Origin of the sequence: Roseovarius sp. S88, from assembly GCF_037023735.1 — a bacterium.
In the GTDB taxonomy this organism is placed as follows: domain Bacteria; phylum Pseudomonadota; class Alphaproteobacteria; order Rhodobacterales; family Rhodobacteraceae; genus Roseovarius; species Roseovarius phycicola.
On record NZ_CP146069.1, the window covers coordinates 2315715 to 2330948 of the forward strand.

The 15234-nt window shown below is 57.5% G+C and carries 15 protein-coding genes; 8 read left to right on the forward strand and 7 right to left on the reverse strand.

Annotated elements, in window-relative coordinates; translation table 11 throughout:
• Nucleotides 1-43: 43 nt before the first annotated feature.
• The gene (gene yajC / locus RZ517_RS11715) at nt 44-325 is read right to left on the reverse strand and encodes a preprotein translocase subunit YajC (RefSeq protein ID WP_317055229.1); all 282 of its coding nucleotides are present in this window, start codon (nt 323-325) and stop codon (nt 44-46) included.
• A 229-nt stretch (nt 326-554) separates the two neighbouring features.
• Between yajC and serS the strand changes: the two genes are divergently transcribed.
• On the forward strand, nt 555-1847 hold the full coding sequence (gene serS / locus RZ517_RS11720) for a serine--tRNA ligase (protein WP_338548408.1): 1293 nt from the start codon (nt 555-557) through the stop codon (nt 1845-1847).
• Between the two features lie 92 nt (nt 1848-1939).
• On the opposite strand, the gene RZ517_RS11725 is transcribed toward serS, so the two are convergent.
• Together RZ517_RS11725 and RZ517_RS11730 are read right to left on the reverse strand one after the other, a co-directional pair.
• Nucleotides 1940-2920: a Hint domain-containing protein gene (locus tag RZ517_RS11725; RefSeq protein WP_338548409.1), complete on the reverse strand. Its 981-nt coding sequence runs from the start codon at nt 2918-2920 to the stop codon at nt 1940-1942.
• A gap of 171 nt (nt 2921-3091) precedes the next feature.
• On the reverse strand, nt 3092-3583 hold the full coding sequence (locus RZ517_RS11730) for a toxin-activating lysine-acyltransferase (protein WP_338548410.1): 492 nt from the start codon (nt 3581-3583) through the stop codon (nt 3092-3094).
• Between the two features lie 95 nt (nt 3584-3678).
• Between RZ517_RS11730 and RZ517_RS11735 the strand changes: the two genes are divergently transcribed.
• The 3 genes from RZ517_RS11735 to RZ517_RS11745 all read left to right on the forward strand — a co-directional run bounded on the left by RZ517_RS11735 (nt 3679) and on the right by RZ517_RS11745 (nt 6286).
• Nucleotides 3679-4797, forward strand: a complete 1119-nt coding sequence (locus RZ517_RS11735; RefSeq protein ID WP_338548411.1) for a TIGR03032 family protein — start codon at nt 3679-3681, stop codon at nt 4795-4797.
• A 719-nt stretch (nt 4798-5516) separates the two neighbouring features.
• Nucleotides 5517-5858: an ArsR/SmtB family transcription factor gene (locus tag RZ517_RS11740; RefSeq protein ID WP_338548412.1), complete on the forward strand. Its 342-nt coding sequence runs from the start codon at nt 5517-5519 to the stop codon at nt 5856-5858.
• The gene (locus RZ517_RS11745; RefSeq protein WP_338548413.1) at nt 5855-6286 is read left to right on the forward strand and encodes an SRPBCC family protein; all 432 of its coding nucleotides are present in this window, start codon (nt 5855-5857) and stop codon (nt 6284-6286) included. The genes RZ517_RS11740 and RZ517_RS11745 overlap by 4 nt, the downstream gene beginning before the upstream one ends.
• Here the strand turns inward: RZ517_RS11745 and RZ517_RS11750 are convergent.
• From RZ517_RS11750 to RZ517_RS11765, 4 genes are read right to left on the reverse strand one after another with little or no spacing between them, the layout of a single operon-like run.
• Nucleotides 6283-7275: a molybdopterin-binding protein gene (locus RZ517_RS11750; protein WP_338548414.1), complete on the reverse strand. Its 993-nt coding sequence runs from the start codon at nt 7273-7275 to the stop codon at nt 6283-6285. The genes RZ517_RS11745 and RZ517_RS11750 overlap by 4 nt on opposite strands.
• Nucleotides 7272-8240 carry an XdhC family protein gene (locus tag RZ517_RS11755; RefSeq protein WP_338548415.1) on the reverse strand — a complete coding sequence of 323 codons (969 nt, stop codon included), beginning with the start codon at nt 8238-8240 and terminating at the stop codon, nt 7272-7274. The genes RZ517_RS11750 and RZ517_RS11755 overlap by 4 nt, the downstream gene beginning before the upstream one ends.
• Before the next feature lie 38 nt (nt 8241-8278).
• Nucleotides 8279-9532, reverse strand: coding sequence for a vWA domain-containing protein (locus RZ517_RS11760; protein ID WP_338548416.1), 1254 nt, complete (start codon nt 9530-9532; stop codon nt 8279-8281).
• Nucleotides 9533-9592: 60 nt separating this feature from the next.
• The gene (locus RZ517_RS11765; RefSeq protein WP_338548417.1) at nt 9593-10501 is read right to left on the reverse strand and encodes an AAA family ATPase; all 909 of its coding nucleotides are present in this window, start codon (nt 10499-10501) and stop codon (nt 9593-9595) included.
• A 182-nt stretch (nt 10502-10683) separates the two neighbouring features.
• Here RZ517_RS11765 and RZ517_RS11770 point away from each other — a divergent pair, with 182 nt between their 5' ends.
• From RZ517_RS11770 to RZ517_RS11785, 4 genes are all read left to right on the forward strand, one after another.
• Nucleotides 10684-11649, forward strand: a complete 966-nt coding sequence (locus RZ517_RS11770) for a phosphoadenosine phosphosulfate reductase (RefSeq protein ID WP_338548418.1) — start codon at nt 10684-10686, stop codon at nt 11647-11649.
• A 65-nt stretch (nt 11650-11714) separates the two neighbouring features.
• On the forward strand, nt 11715-12752 hold the full coding sequence (pyrC, locus tag RZ517_RS11775) for a dihydroorotase (protein WP_338548419.1): 1038 nt from the start codon (nt 11715-11717) through the stop codon (nt 12750-12752).
• A gap of 64 nt (nt 12753-12816) precedes the next feature.
• Nucleotides 12817-13491, forward strand: a complete 675-nt coding sequence (locus tag RZ517_RS11780; RefSeq protein WP_338548420.1) for an orotate phosphoribosyltransferase — start codon at nt 12817-12819, stop codon at nt 13489-13491.
• Between the two features lie 234 nt (nt 13492-13725).
• A complete protein-coding gene (locus RZ517_RS11785) occupies nt 13726-15216 on the forward strand; it encodes a replicative DNA helicase (RefSeq protein ID WP_338548421.1) in 1491 nt (496 codons plus the stop codon).
• The last annotated feature ends 18 nt before the right edge of the window (nt 15217-15234 follow it).

Here is a 15234-nt window from a genome sequence, read left to right on the forward strand (position 1 = left end):
TGCCTTTTCAAAAGGATAGAGAGGGTTCCGTGACAGGGTCAGATCACCCTTCGGCAGGCTCGGTTTTGGAGAGCACTTGGGCGATTGTCTGTTTGACCACCCGCACCCGGACGCCATCGGCAATCTCGACCTCAACCTCTTCGGCCTCTTTCACCTTGGTGACCTTGCCGATGAGACCGCCTTGCGTCACCACCTGATCGCCACGCCGCAGGGCCGCCACCATGGCCTGATGCTCTTTCAGCTTTTTCTGCTGGGGACGGATCAGAAGGAACCACATGATCGCGAAGATCAGGATGAGCGGGACAAACTGGGCGAAAGCTTCCATGCGAAAATTATCCTTATTCGGGGGCCGCGGGCGCCCCCGCGAATTGGCGGGAACCTATGTCTGGTGCCGCACATTTGCAAGGCGGAAAGGCGCGTCGGTATCACGTCGGTATTGCGTCGGTATCACGTCGGTGCAAATGGCGTGGCGCGCGATAATCGACTGGTTACATCTCTGCGATAGTTGTTTATCAGGTGCCAGACGATTCACGAGCCAACCAAGGACCTGACCGATGCATGACATTCGTGCCATTCGCGAAAACCCATCCGCCTTTGATGCAGCCATGGCGCGGCGCGGGGTGTCGGGAGCGTCAGGCAGTATCCTGAAGGTGGATGAGGCGCGGCGCGCCAAAATCCTAGCCGCCGAAACAGCGCAGGCCGATCAGAACAAGGCCGCCAAAGAGGTAGGCGCGGCCAAAGCCAAGGGCGACGAGGCCGAGTTTGAGCGGCTGCGCACGCTGGTGGGCGATAAGAAGGCGGAAGTCGCGGCGATGCAGGCCGAGGCCAAGGCGCTGGATCAGGAATTGACCGATCTGCTCATGGGCCTGCCGAACCTGGCGCTTGAGGATGTGCCCGATGGTGAGGACGAGGACGATAATGTCGAGATCAAACGCTGGGGCACACCACGTGCGTTTGATTTTGATGCGCGCGAGCATTTTGAGATCGAAGGCGTGAAGCCGGGTATGGATTTCGAGACCGCGGCAAAGCTCAGCGGATCACGTTTCGTCGTCATGTCCGGCGGTGTGGTGCGCATTCACCGGGCGCTGGCGCAGTTCATGATCGACACGCATGTGGAGGAAAACGGGCTCTCCGAGACCTGGACGCCGGTGCTGGTGCGGCCTGAGATGATGTATGGCACCGGGCAGCTGCCGAAGTTCGGTGAGGATTCCTATGAGACCACCAATGGTTGGTGGCTGGTGCCAACGGCCGAGGTGACGCTCACCAATATCGTGCATGACAGCGTGGTGGAGGAAGGATACCTGCCCCGCCGCTATGTGGCGCATACGCAGTGTTTCCGCTCTGAGGCAGGCAGTGCGGGTAAGGATACGTCTGGTATGTTGCGCCAGCACCAGTTCGAAAAGGTCGAGATGGTGTCTGTGACGCATCCGGATCGGTCTTTGGAGGAACACGACCGCATGACGCGCTGCGCCGAGGGCATTCTGGAAAAGCTTGGTCTGCCCTACCGCACGATTGTGCTTTGCACCGGCGACATGGGCTTTGGCGCGCGCAAGACGCATGACATCGAGGTCTGGCTGCCGGGGCAAAACACCTATCGTGAGATCTCCTCGGTGTCTGTGTGCGGCGATTTTCAGGCGCGGCGCATGAATGGCCGGTTCAAGCCAGCCGATGGCGGCAAGCCGCAGTTTGTGCATACGCTAAACGGGTCAGGCCTCGCCGTGGGGCGGTGTTTGATTGCGGTGTTGGAGAACGGTCAACAGGCGGATGGGTCTGTGGAACTGCCCGACGTGTTGCATCCGTATTTGCGCGGCAAGACCCGGTTGTTGGCGGATGGGTCGTTGGGGTGAGTTATGGTTGAGCTATGACTGCATCGCGGACGAAGCTGCCATTTGAATAAATCCCGTCCTGAAAACTGGACCCGACAGGATATCCCTGCCAATCACAGCGTCTGCGAGATCAATTGTCCCTCGAAAGCACGAAGCTCTGGAAAGCTTAACGGACTTTCACGACCTGCAAGACTGGGAAACACGTCATTGAGTTCTGCGAGTTGTTCCGGGCTCAGTGTACTAAGGGCTTCCTCTCCAAAGTGGAGCGATTCAACCGGGCAATTCTCGGCAAACACCACTTCATGATTATCGAGCGCGAGGTGCCAGTATTCCAAGTCTTCCACCTCCCCACCACACGTGTAGACGTTTCTGAAGTTAATCAGGTTTTTCGCGCTCACGAACGCAGAGGCCTCTCCAAAGAAAACATCCAACTTTGCGTTTTCGACAAGAACGCGGTGCTGAGGCGACAACATAAGATTCTTTGACGGCACTCCGGGCGAAAAGGTATCGGCCTCAATTGCGATAGGTTCCAGTTGAGAGTTCCCACGACGTCTTTCTTTGCTGATCTTTGAGGCAGCGATCCAGCGAATGGGTTGCGCGCCATTGTCACGCGTCAAAACTTTGTCACCGACCATTAAGGTCTCAATCCGGCGCGGCCCGTCTTCGGTCAAAATTTCAGTGCCACGCATGAAACACACTTCATTTTCGCCAAAAATCGTAATTGTGACTTGATGTGTATCGATGACTGCCGTGCCATTGACTGTAGAAGCGAAGCCATTCGCTGAATTGTAAGATACATCAGTGACCCGGACATTGAACGTAATGTCCAGACTGTCTCCGCGATCAAGCCCATCCAGCGCAGGGTCGTCTGAATCGACCACAAAGCTCCAGGTGTAGCCGCCTTCACCGTTTGCGGTGTTTTGTGTGATGGTAAGCGTGCCAAAGGTGGGCGCTGACAGAATAGTATATCCACCTGGCAACCACGAGTAGATCCCCGGCTCATTGTTCGCGACTGTCCCGCTTGCAGTGATATTCCCCGCGCCGTTGAGACCTTCTGTTATGCTTGCGGTCGTTGGACCTGACAAACTGACCATTCAAAAATCCCGTACCATCATCCACCGAGGGCTGAGGCGCTCCATCAATGCGATTCATTCGAGCTTCAGGGATAGAACAACCAAGGTGCGGAATTTGTGGAACAACTTGGGTAAAAGTTAGGCAGTTCACATTCAAAGTAAGAGGCGCTCAGGGTCTTTTTAGGCTGCAGGTCAAATTCTTCTGGATCTGATTTTCCATTTTGATTCAGGCGTTTCTCTGTACCATTCGAGTATTTTTTTCTGTCCATTATGTACACGGAGAGTTTTCACGCTGTTGGTTTGTACAGTGGCCTTGATGTCTTCAATCACATCACGCCCGTGACCCCATGGTGCCATAATATCCATGACCCAAAGCTGCTTGCCGGATTGCCAATCATCAAAGCTATCCAGCCCGCCACCCGAAACATGCTTTTCTTCCGTCGTTTTATTGAGAAGCGCCCAAGTGACCATTCCGCGCGGGACGTTCTTGGCACGATAGACGTTGAATTGCTTAAGATATACCGGCGGTTCGAATGAACGCGCTATCGCGCGCGCAGACCAAGCACCATAAAGGTCCGAGTAAAAAGCAAGAAAGGCGATTTCACCAAATACGCGCAGGATATCGTCGTTCGGATAAAGCGGAGAAACATTGATGAGTCCGCCGGAATCTGTTTGCTCTGTCATGTCTCACCCCGCTTCCTAGCGAAACTTGTTGTTCTATTTGGTGTCACAACACGCTAGCGTTTCAATGAAAGATAATAAAGTTAGCAGGAACGAGTTTGGCACAAAGTCCAGCAGAGAGTGATCAGGACAAAGAGCTTGCTTTTCCAGAAGCACCTGAAACAAAAACCGGGCAAATCAAACTGCTGCCGAGCCCAGGGTTTCGCAAATGGTTGTCTCAGAACAAAGTCTCTTTGGCCTTTAATACTTACCACATCGGTAAGCTGTTCATGATTGGCTTGGACCAGGCGGGGAAATTTGTTTTTTCAGATGCAAACTTTCAAAGATCCATGGGATTGAGTTTGCACGATGGTACCTTGTGGATGGCGGGCTACAAACAAATTTGGCGTTTAGAGAACTTTCTCGATAAAGGACAAGAATCCCAAGGACATGATGCGATTTTTGCCCCTATCGGTGCGACAACAACAGGATACATTAACCTTCACGATGTCCGCGTGAGCGACAGCGGCGTTTACTTCACCTCCTGCCAGTTCAACTGCGTGGCAAAGCTTCATGAGAAATGGAGTTTTGAGCCCATATGGAAGCCGAGTTTCATAAGCGAATTTGCTTATGGTGACCGATGCCATTTGAACTGTCTGGAGTTAGAGTACGGCGCACCAAGATACGTGACTTGCTTTGCAGACACAGATACCGAAATGGGCTGGCGCGTGCTTCCGAAAAGCAACTGCACAGGGCTCCTCATTGATGTTCAGTCTGGCAAGATACTCTGCGACACGCTTCATATGCCACACTCACCCCAGCTGCATAGAAACAAGCTTTACGTCGCCAACAGTGGCATGGGCGAGCTGGCCGAAGTCGATCGCAAAACCGGAAAGTACAACCCGATTTGTTTCATCCCGGGCTTTACCCGGGGGCTTTCCTTCTGGAAGGACTACGCACTCGTTGGCGCGTCCAAACCACGGCGTCAGGGGGTTTTCGAAGGAAACGACGAAACACCCTTGAACCAAAAGCTCCAAGAGCAAGGGCTCGAACCGGAGTGTTCCATTTCTGTGGTCAATCTGAAGACAAGGGAAATCGAGCACAAAATCGTCATCGAAGGCGTCGCATCTGAAATTTATGATGTGTGCATTCTTCCAGGGCTTCGCAGACCTCTTGTTGTTGATCTGGAAAGCCACGCTTTGAATACGATGTTTCGGCCGTCACGGCTGTACATTTAGCCTAAAGGACTAAAACTTGGAATAGAGTGCTCTCACGGAAATTCCGCTTTGGGCTCACAGCCGCCATTGGCAGCTGAGCGAACGACACGGTCTTTGCCAATTGGATTGCGAAGACGCGTGATGGCCAGACCGCGCGGTGGCGACCTGCCATTGGATCAGATCACTTTATAGCAGCCAAGTATGCAAATTCTTCGATCAAAGCTCCCACGTGGGCCAATCGCCAGCCCGTCGCACCAAAGGTGCGCCGACTCTCATTGGTACGCTTCCGGCGTAACGGGCGGTCTGGCGGCTGCGCGGCGGCGCTACGCGCCTTGAGTTCGCGCGAGGGGAGTCATCTTGGGCTCACGACTCACTTTGATCGCTTCGCGGGCTTAGATTTCCCAAAAGAGCCGTGACGGCAGCGGGACGGGGGACGGCACTGCCTTGCTTTTTCTTTGCGCTTTTGCTCAGCCAAGTCTTTCTGCCAAATATTCGTTGCGCGACCATCAACAAAGCGCCGTCTTTGGCACGACGGGGCCGCGCTTCTCGATGCCGTGCCGGAGTGAAATGAATAGATGCGCTTGGAGGGCTCAAATTGATCCTCCAACCTGCTGCCCTGACCACAAGAAATCAACTGTATGCCTTCAAAATCATCTCGCGTCGGTCAGTTACACAAACGCATGGCTCTCCTCATTCAACTTTTTGGTTGATCAAATTACATCAAGTTGTTATTCACCCATATGGTTGAACAAGAATCACCGCCACAACTCACAGAGCTGTTTAAGGCCACCAGCGACCCCACACGCCGCGCCATCCTGACCCTTCTGGCCCAGCACGGGCCGCTGCGGGTCACGGATATTGCCGGGCATTTCGACATGTCCCTGAACGCAGTCTCCAAGCACATTAAGGTGCTGGAGGTCGCAGATCTGGTGCGCCGGCGCACGGAATGGCGCGAGCACCTGATGGAAGTGAACATGGAGCCCCTGCGCGCCATCGACCTGTGGTTTGACGATTTGCGTTCGATCTGGGCCCTCCGGTTGGAGGCCCTCGATGACATTCTCAAAAAGGAAAAATCCGAATGACAATAGTTGAAAAAGACCTTGTTCTTACGGTCGAACGCACATTGAGCGCGCCGCCTGAAGCGGTTTTTGACGCCTGGCTGAATCCCGAGATGCTGACAAAATTCATGTGTCCCGGTCCAAACGCGACCACACCCGAAGCCGCAACCGACCCTAAAGTCGGGGGGCGGTTTGATCTGATCATGAAAAACGGTGACGAGGCCCTGCCCCATGGTGGTGTCTACAAGACGATCGACCGTCCACGACAGATCGTGTTTACCTGGGAAAGTCCGTTTAGCGTTGAAGGTAGCGAAGTGACCATCGAGTTCACGCCCAAAGGGCGCGGGACGCATGTGCGCCTGACCCATATCCGCTTTGCAACCGAAGAGCTGCGTGACAACCACAACGCCGGCTGGACCGCGATTCTGGAAAAGCTCGATAGCGAGCTTTAAGACCTGCCTGCCCGGCGCGGTTGCGGCCGCGTCGGGATTTCCTTGAGCAATCCACCCACCCCCATCGCGGCAAAATCACGGTCAGCAATCGGCACGCCACAAGCCACCCGCGCCAGCACCCAGTCGGCGCCATGCAGCACTGGCGAACGCGCGCTATTGGGCAGGCCAATGACCGGTTGGTCCTTCAGATTCCCCAGAAAAAGCAGATTACCGGGGTCCACTGGAATGCCAAAGCGCGTGACCTCTCCGCCTGCCTCACGCAGGGCCTCAGGCGCGGTGTCGCGCGCATCGGATGTGGCCGAGCCGGTGAGGATCAGGATGATATCCCCCGACGCCGAGGCAATCGCGTCTGACAAAGCCGGAACCTCGTGCGGGCAGCTTAGTGTCTGGCTCAGCCGCATCCCCAACCCCGAGAGCCTGTCGCGAATGGCTTCCACCCCGCGCAGGCCCGGCCCCTCGGCGGTGTCGCTGACAATCAGGCTGGCCGTCGCATAGCGCGGTGTTGCCAAGCGGATTGCATCACGCGCTGATTTGGCCGCCTGAGTGAGAGCGGTCTCGGGCACGCCATAAGCTATGATCTTGACCGTCGCGACCATGCCGCCTGCGTGCACCTGAAAATATGGCGCGACGGTTGCCAGAGTGATCGTGGGGTCAATTTCATTGGCCGCTGTTACTTTGTCGGCATCAACAAGCACCACGCCCGGCGCATCAGCAATCAGGTTGACACGACCCGTGAACGGCTGGCTCAGGCTTAACTTCTCGGCATCTCCAAGCGTGGCCTTGGCCAAAACCTGCGCCGCGAGGTCTTCATGCACATCGCCAGTTTCAAGCTCAGCCACCGTGACGTGGGTCAAACCCGCTGCGCGGAGGCGCTCAACATCCTCGGCGCGCAATACCTGCCCTTTGCGCAGGCGCCCATCGGCAAGACGTTCAGAGTGGGCAAGGATCGCTCCCTCTGCACTGGCCAAAGGAACAGAGGCAAATTTCATGCGCCCCGCCTCAGCACACCGATCATCTGCGCAAGGATTGCCACGGCAATCTCGGACGGGCTCGTCGCGCCGATGTCCAGCCCAATCGGGCCATTGATGCGGGCAATCTCTGCCTGCGAGAATCCTTTCTCTTCAAGGCGCGACACCCGCTTGGCATGGGTCCGGGTTGAGCCGAGCGCGCCGATGTAAAACACAGACGAACGCAGCCCCGCTTCCAGTGCGGGATCATCAAGCTTGGGATCATGCGTGAGCAACACCAGCGCCGTGCGGGTATCAAGCCCATAGGCCGCCACGCCCTCATCAGGCCAATCATGCAGGATTGTCTCACCGGGAAAGCGCGCCTCTGAGCCAAAGCTTTCACGGGGGTCAATGAGCAGCGGATCAAACCCCGCAATCCGCGCCATGGGCACCAGCGCTTGGGCAATATGCACAGCCCCCACGATGATCAGCCGCAAGGGCGGGTTGTGGATGGCCACAAACGTCTCGCCGTCGTCCTCAAACCCCGAGCGGTCCATACGGAAACGCTCGGCAAATCCCTCACGCACCAGCCGTCGTTCGGCGTTGATACCCGTTATACAGGCCACTGGCCGACGCGCCGCGCGTGCCTCGACCAGCCCCTCCAAAAGGGCGACGGGCATCACCGTGCCAATTGGTTCCACCAGAACCCGGATCGTCCCGCCACAGGCCAAACCAACGGCAAAAGCATCGCCATCGCTCACGCCATATTCCAACATGACCGGCTTGCCCTCTTCTATGGCATCCAACGCCTCGGCTACCACCGCACCCTCGACACAACCACCCGAGACCGACCCTTCGATCTCGGCCTCGCCGGAGATCACAAGCTGGCTGCCCACACGCCGCGGCGCACTGCCCCAGGTTTCCACGACTGTGGCCAGCGCCACGCCCTTGCCCGCGCGGTGCCAATCGAGGGCGATTTCAGGGATGTTGTCGAAGCGGTCTGTCATGATGGCACTATGATCCGGCCCACGCAGCAGTACAAGGCTCAGAGCGCTGCCAATAACCGGGCCTTTTCGCCCAGATCACCGGGCTTTGAAATCGCTGCGGCCAGATCCTCGAGCGTGGCAATGGAGTGCCCTGCACGAAACGCATCCACATGCGGCAACATGGCACGGATACCCGTGGCGCGCGGCGCAAACCCGTCCCAGCGCAAGAGCGGGTTGAGCCAGATCAGGCGACGGGACGACAAGTGCAGCCGCTCCATCTCGCGGCCCAGATCCTTGGCCTCGCCCCGGTCGAGACCATCGGTGATCAGAAGCACCACCGCCCCCTGCCCCATCACCCGCCGCGACCAGTCTCGGTTGAACGCATGCAGGCACGCCCCAATCCGCGTGCCACCTTCCCAGTCCTGCGCCTCCTGGCCCGCCGCGGCCAGCGCGGCATCCACATCACGGGTGGCCAGATGCCGGGTGATGTTGGTGAGCCGCGTGCCAAAGGTGAAGGCATGCACCTTGGCCCAGCCCGCGCCTTTCTCGTTCGCCACCGCATGCAGAAAATGCAGCACCATGCGGCTGTACTGGCTCATCGAGCCGGAAATATCGCAGAGCACCACCAGGTTGGGCCAGCGCGGGCGCGGTTTTTGCAAGTGAATGCGCCGCATCTCCCCACCCCGCCGCATCGCCGCGCGCAGGGTCTTGCGGGCGTCAATGCGATGGCCGGTATGAGAGGGCATCCCTCGGCGCGAGCCAAAAGGTTTGACCCGCAGCCTCAGCTTGGCCAGCATGCGCTTGGCTTCGGCGATCTCGGATGTGCTCATCTGCTCAAAATCCAGCGTCTTGAGCTTTTCCTCGCGGCTCATGGTGAGCGAGGCGTCGATCTCGATCAGCGTCTCTTCGCCCTCATCGTCGCGCGCCTCTGGCACCTCCGGCTCAATACCATCCAAAAGCGCCTCTGCCGCACGCTTCTCGGCTGCCTTTGCCGTCCGATCTTCCTGCACGCCACGGATCGCAGGCAGCATGAGCGACATCATATGTTCCATGTAGCGTGGATCCCGCCAGTAGAGCCGGAACACTTGGGCAAACACCGCGCGTTGCTCTGGGCGGTTCACAAAACAGGCACGCAGGGTGAAGAAAAAATCCTGTTTCGAGGTAAACCCCGCTGCCTCCACCGCCCGAATGGCATCCATCACCCGTCCCGGCCCCACCGGCAAGCCAGCTTTGCGTAAGGCGCGCGCGAAATGGGTGATGTTGTGCGTGAGCTTGGGGTTTTCGGGGAGATCGAGGGGGGCGTATTCAGGCATATCTATTGATTGGGGGTTTCACCCCCAAGCCCCCAAGGTATTTTTGACAAGAAAGAAGCACTAAGCGATCTCCAAACTCGCCTTCGCCTCATCCAAGATCCGCTTGGCCTCTGATCCCTGCAGCTTGGCAATGTCATCCTGATATTTCAGGATCGCGCCCAGCGTGTCGGCGATAACTTCGGGACTGAGGCTGATCACATCAAGCGCCAGAAGGCATTTGGCCCAGTCTATGGTTTCGGCCACGCCGGGCTTTTTAAACAGATCTTCGGTGCGCAGCTGCTGCACAAAGGCCACCACCTCATGGCTGAGGCTCGCGGCGGCTTCGGGGGCGCGGGCGTGCAGGATCTCGATTTCACGCTCGAAACTGGGGTAATCCACCCAATGATAGAGGCAGCGCCGTTTGAGGGCGTCATGCACCTCGCGGGTGCGGTTTGACGTCAGAACCACAATGGGCGGCTCGGATGCCGCGATTGTGCCCAATTCCGGGATCGTTACCTGAAAATCACTGAGAGCTTCGAGTAGGAAAGCCTCAAACGGCTCGTCTGTACGGTCCAACTCGTCAATCAGAAGCACTGGAGGCCCACCCTCCTGCGGGCGCATGGCCTCAAGCAAGGGGCGCTCGATCAGGAATTCTTCACTAAAGAGCGCTGTGTTCAATGCCTCGCTTTTGACCTCCCCCGCCGCTTCCGCCGCTCGAATGGCGATCATCTGCTGCGCGAAATTCCATTCATAAACCGCGCTCGATGCATCCAACCCCTCATAGCATTGCAGCCGAATGAGCCGCCGGCCCAGCCCGGTGGCTAATGCCTTGGCAATCTCGGTCTTTCCCACCCCGGCCTCGCCTTCCAGGAAAATCGGCCGCCCCAGCCGCAGCGCCAGAAACACAACGGTGCTCAGAGCCCGGTCGCAGACATAGTTCTGCCCGGCCAAAAGCCGATCTACATCGTCTATCGTCTCCAGTGCGGTCATGGGCACTCCTTCCTGCTCAGAGAACTGCATGTCCACCTTCCAAGGTCAAGGCCAGCGCCGCCAAGCCCACACGACCTCGACCCGCCAAAACCCTTCAATTTTCATGATTTTGCCCAGATTGATGCCTAGCGTTTCCCCCAGAAAGCCGCGCAAAGCGGCCCATTGTAGTTTGAGGATCGAGCATGAGTTCCGATTATCCTTCTGTGCTGGACATCTCTTTGTCCGGGCTCAGCTGGGAAGAATGGCTGGAACGGTTGGCCGCCGCCATGCCGCCTGACGGGTATGCGAAATCCTTGGGATCCAAGCACGGCGCTGTCTATATCGCCGGAAAACCGACCCTTCTGGTGAGCTTTGAAGCCTTTGACACCCTGAGCGACACGTCGACTGATGCCCAACCGGTCGGCTGGCAAATGGCCAAGGCTCTGGGCTGGTCGCATCTCTGCCTGACTTGCACAGGGCGCACCTGGTTCCGTGAAGGACGGGTCTACGGCTTTTTCGATGAACTGATTGATGATGGGTTCTTTGAGGAGTTTGATCAGGTGATTTTTTACGGCGCGGGTCCCTGTGGATATGCCGCCGCTGCCTATTCAGTGGCCTCTCCGGGCGCGCGCGTCTTGGCTATTCAGCCGCAAGCCACGCTCGATCCGCGTCTCACCGAATGGGATGACCGGTTTCGCCGCATGCGCCGTCTCGATTTCACCACGCGGTACGGCTATGCGCCAGATATGCTGGATGCCGCCGACAAGGCGTTCATTCTTTACGATCCGGAAATCGAAGAAGACGCCATGCATGCCGCCCTCTTCAAACGCTCCAATGTGACGCGTTTTCGCATGCGATTTATGGGCCCCCGTTTGGATCAGGGACTTATTCGCATGAAAGTGCTGTTGCGCCTACTGGCTCAGATGAGCGCCGACAAGCTCGACATCCTAAGCCTTGCACGCCTGTTCCGTGTCCGGCGCGAAGACCCGCCCTACCTCAAATCTGCCCTGGCAAGGCTGGAGGATGGCGGCCGGCTCTATCTCACGGCTCAGTTTTGCAATCACGTACTGCAGAATACGCCCGGACCACGGTTTCGCCGCGCGCTGCGCGCCGCCTATGAACGTGCAGAGGAACAAAGTGTCTTGATGCCTGAACGGGACTTTCTCTAGCGCATTTCGCGAAAGGCAGGAACGGCTCTGGCGGTTACAGCTTTGATTGTGTAAGCCACAATCCCATGAGCCAGAGCCTGACCATCCCCCGCCCTGATGATTGGCATTTGCACCTGCGTGATGGTGCCGTATTGCGTGCCGTTCTACCCGAAACCGCCCGGCATTTCGGCCGCGCGATCATCATGCCCAATCTGGTGCCACCCGTGGTGACCGGTAAGGACGCCGCCGCCTATCGGGATCGCATTCTGTCGGCGCTGCCGGAGGGCATGGTATTTGAGCCTCTGATGACACTTTACCTGACCGAGGACACCGACGCGGAAGATGTCGCCGCAGCCCACAAAAACGGATTGATCAAGGCGGTGAAACTCTATCCGGCTGGCGCTACCACCAACTCTGCATCTGGCGTAAGAGATTTTGATAAAGTTCGCGGCGTATTGGAAAAAATGGCTGAAATCGACCTGCCGCTTTGTGTCCATGGTGAGGTCACCGATTCTGAGATCGATATTTTCGACCGCGAGGCTGTGTTCATCGATCGCGTTCTGGATCCGCTACGGCGCGCCATGCCGGGTCTGCGGGTGGTTATGGAACATATCACCACGCAGGACGGCGTCGACTACGTGAAAGCAAACAAGGCCGATCTTGGCGCGACCATCACCACTCATCATCTGGTGATCAACCGCAATCATCTTTTGGTGGGAGGCATCCGACCGCATTACTACTGCCTGCCCGTGGCCAAACGCGAAGAACATCGCCTGGCCCTTCGCGCGGCGGCCACCAGCGGCGACGCCCGCTTTTTCCTCGGCACCGACAGCGCGCCGCATACGGATCCCAACAAGGAAAGCGCCTGCGGCTGCGCGGGGTGTTTCACGGCAACCAACACGCTCTCGATCCTGACCGAAGTGTTCGAACAAGAAAATGCGCTCGACAACCTCGCCGGGTTTGCCTCAGAGAACGGCCCCGCCTTCTATGGCCTGCCGGTCAACACCGAGACAGTCACACTGACCAAGGGCGAACCCATTAGCTACCCGCAAAAGATCGACACCGAAGACGGCCCTGTCACTCTGTTCGATCCGCAAATGCCGCTGCATTGGCGGGTGACTTGATCTTTCTTTTTGCTCCAAATATCCCCGCCGGAGGCATCTGCACTCTGCCACTAAGGACCAGCCCATGATTCCAAGCACCTATCCCGACCAAGCCGAGATCGCCCGCCTCACGGCGCGCATGCTTCTGGAAATCGAAGCGGTGCATTTTAACGCGGAAGACCCCTTCACACTGGCCAGCGGCCTTCCCAGCCCGACCTATATCGACTGTCGCAAGCTCATCTCCTTCCCGCGCATCAGGTCCACGCTGATGGATTTTATGACCGTCACCGTGATGCGCAACGCAGGGTTTGAAGCTTTCACCAATATCGCGGGCGGCGAAACCGCAGGCATCCCTTTTTCTGCACTCGTGGCCGAACGCATGGCCCTGCCGATGAGCTATGTGCGCAAAAAGCCCAAGGGATATGGGCGCAACGCCCGGATCGAAGGCGTGATGGGCGAGACTGACCGCGTGCTTCTGGTTGAGGATCTGACTACCGATGGGGGCTCAAAGCTGAGCTTTGTCGATGCCATACGAGAGACAGGTGCCAGCTGTGGCCACACGGCTGTGATCTTCTACTACGGCATTTTTCCTGAGACTGAGAAAACACTCGGGGATCACGGCGTAATGCTGCATCACCTGTGCACCTGGTGGGACGTGCTGGCCGAGGCGCGGGCGCAGGGTACCTTTGACGCCGCCTCACTTGATGGTGTCGAATCGTTTCTGCAAGACCCGCGCGCCTGGCAGGCCGCGCGCGGCTGAGTCGCGGCACGCCACCTCCGTGTAAAGACAATTTTGCAAAAAATTTTTACGCGCGTTTCCGCCTGCTTGCAGCGTAACTTGAGAAAACGCCAAACGATATGTTGACGTAAACGACTTCTACTCGGCAAGATATGGTATCGAGCGGATATCCACATGCTATCCACATAAAGATACAATTTGCACCGCTCCGACGGTGTTTTGTAAGACACCTCCCCACGGGACATGGGGCTAAAGATGACAGAAATTGCGAGCTTAAACACCAACGATACAGGCGTCGAAAATCTTGAGACGATGCCGCATTCCATTGAAGCTGAACAACAGCTCTTGGGTGCGATCCTGACCAATAACGACATCTATGATCGGGTGGCCAACCTGATCAGCCCGCAGCATTTCTACGATCCCGTCCATGCGCGGATATTCGAGACCGCGGCAGCGCGCATCGCCAAGGGCAACCTGGCCTCTCCAGTGACGCTGAAAACCTTTCTCGAAGATGACGAGGGACTGAAGGAACTTGGCGGCCCGGCCTATCTTGCACGACTGGCCGGTGCCGCCATTTCTGCCTTCGCCGCGCGCGATTATGCACAGATGATCTATGACATGGCCGTGCGCCGCGAACTCATTGGCCTCGGCCATGAAATTGCTGGCAAGGCTATCCGCGCCGAGGTGGATAGCGAGCCGCGCGATCAGATCGTGGAGGCTGAGCAAAAGCTCTACAAGCTCTCCGAACAAGGTCAGTCCGAGACCGGATTTCAGAGCTTTCTCAAGGCCGTAACGGACGCCGTTAATGTTGCTAACGCCGCCTATCAGCGCGATGGCGGCCTCGCAGGCATGTCCACAGGCCTCACGGACATGGACAAAAAACTGGGTGGCTTGCACCGCTCGGACCTTCTTATTCTCGCAGGGCGCCCTTCGATGGGCAAAACCTCCCTTGCGACCAATATCGCTTTCAATATCGCGAAAGCCTACAAACGCGGGGCGCTTCCCGATGGCTCTGAAGGGGCTGTCGATGGCGGTGTCGTGGGCTTCTATTCGCTCGAAATGAGCGCCGAGCAGCTCGCCGCGCGGGTTCTGTCAGAGGCATCAGAAGTGCCCTCTGAACAGATCCGGCGCGGCGACATGACCGAAGCGGAGTTTCGCCGCTTCGTCGAGGCGGCCAAAACGCTCGAATCGTGCCCTCTTTACATCGACGACACCCCCGCTTTGCCTATCTCCCAGCTTGCGGCGCGTGCCCGTCGGCTGAAGCGGACGCATGGGCTGGATGTCCTGATTGTGGACTATCTCCAGCTCGTGCGCCCCGCTTCGGCGAAAGACAGCCGTGTGAACGAAGTCTCTGAAATCACACAAGGATTGAAGGCGATTGCCAAAGAGCTGGATATCCCTGTGGTGGCCCTCTCGCAGCTCAGCCGTCAGGTGGAATCGCGCGATGATAAACGCCCACAGTTGAGCGACCTGCGTGAATCTGGCTCCATTGAGCAAGATGCGGATGTGGTGATGTTCGTGTTCCGCGAAGAATATTACGCCGAGCGCGAAAAACCGTCCGAGGACAAGCTGGAAGAAACCGCCGCCTGGCAGGAACGCATGGAGCGTCTGCACGGCCGCGCCGAGGTGATCATCGGCAAACAACGCCATGGACCAATCGGGACCGTGGAACTGAGCTTCGAGGGCCGCTTCACCCGGTTTGGCAATCTTGTCAAACCCTGGCAGCAGGACAGTCAGGAGTTCTGATTTCACGCGCGATGCCGC

Bases quoted from the DNA above. Each gene is read 5' to 3' on its own strand.
- yajC (WP_317055229.1), bottom strand. From the start codon at position 325: ATGGAAGCTTTCGCCCAGTTTGTCCCGCTCATCCTGATCTTCGCGATC.
- serS (WP_338548408.1), top strand. From the start codon at position 555: ATGCATGACATTCGTGCCATTCGCGAAAACCCATCCGCCTTTGATGCA.
- RZ517_RS11725 (WP_338548409.1), bottom strand. From the start codon at position 2,920: ATGGTCAGTTTGTCAGGTCCAACGACCGCAAGCATAACAGAAGGTCTC.
- RZ517_RS11730 (WP_338548410.1), bottom strand. From the start codon at position 3,583: ATGACAGAGCAAACAGATTCCGGCGGACTCATCAATGTTTCTCCGCTT.
- RZ517_RS11740 (WP_338548412.1), top strand. From the start codon at position 5,517: ATGGTTGAACAAGAATCACCGCCACAACTCACAGAGCTGTTTAAGGCC.
- RZ517_RS11745 (WP_338548413.1), top strand. From the start codon at position 5,855: ATGACAATAGTTGAAAAAGACCTTGTTCTTACGGTCGAACGCACATTG.
- RZ517_RS11750 (WP_338548414.1), bottom strand. From the start codon at position 7,275: ATGAAATTTGCCTCTGTTCCTTTGGCCAGTGCAGAGGGAGCGATCCTT.
- RZ517_RS11755 (WP_338548415.1), bottom strand. From the start codon at position 8,240: ATGACAGACCGCTTCGACAACATCCCTGAAATCGCCCTCGATTGGCAC.
- RZ517_RS11760 (WP_338548416.1), bottom strand. From the start codon at position 9,532: ATGCCTGAATACGCCCCCCTCGATCTCCCCGAAAACCCCAAGCTCACG.
- RZ517_RS11765 (WP_338548417.1), bottom strand. From the start codon at position 10,501: ATGACCGCACTGGAGACGATAGACGATGTAGATCGGCTTTTGGCCGGG.
- RZ517_RS11770 (WP_338548418.1), top strand. From the start codon at position 10,684: ATGAGTTCCGATTATCCTTCTGTGCTGGACATCTCTTTGTCCGGGCTC.
- pyrC (WP_338548419.1), top strand. From the start codon at position 11,715: ATGAGCCAGAGCCTGACCATCCCCCGCCCTGATGATTGGCATTTGCAC.
- RZ517_RS11780 (WP_338548420.1), top strand. From the start codon at position 12,817: ATGATTCCAAGCACCTATCCCGACCAAGCCGAGATCGCCCGCCTCACG.
- RZ517_RS11785 (WP_338548421.1), top strand. From the start codon at position 13,726: ATGACAGAAATTGCGAGCTTAAACACCAACGATACAGGCGTCGAAAAT.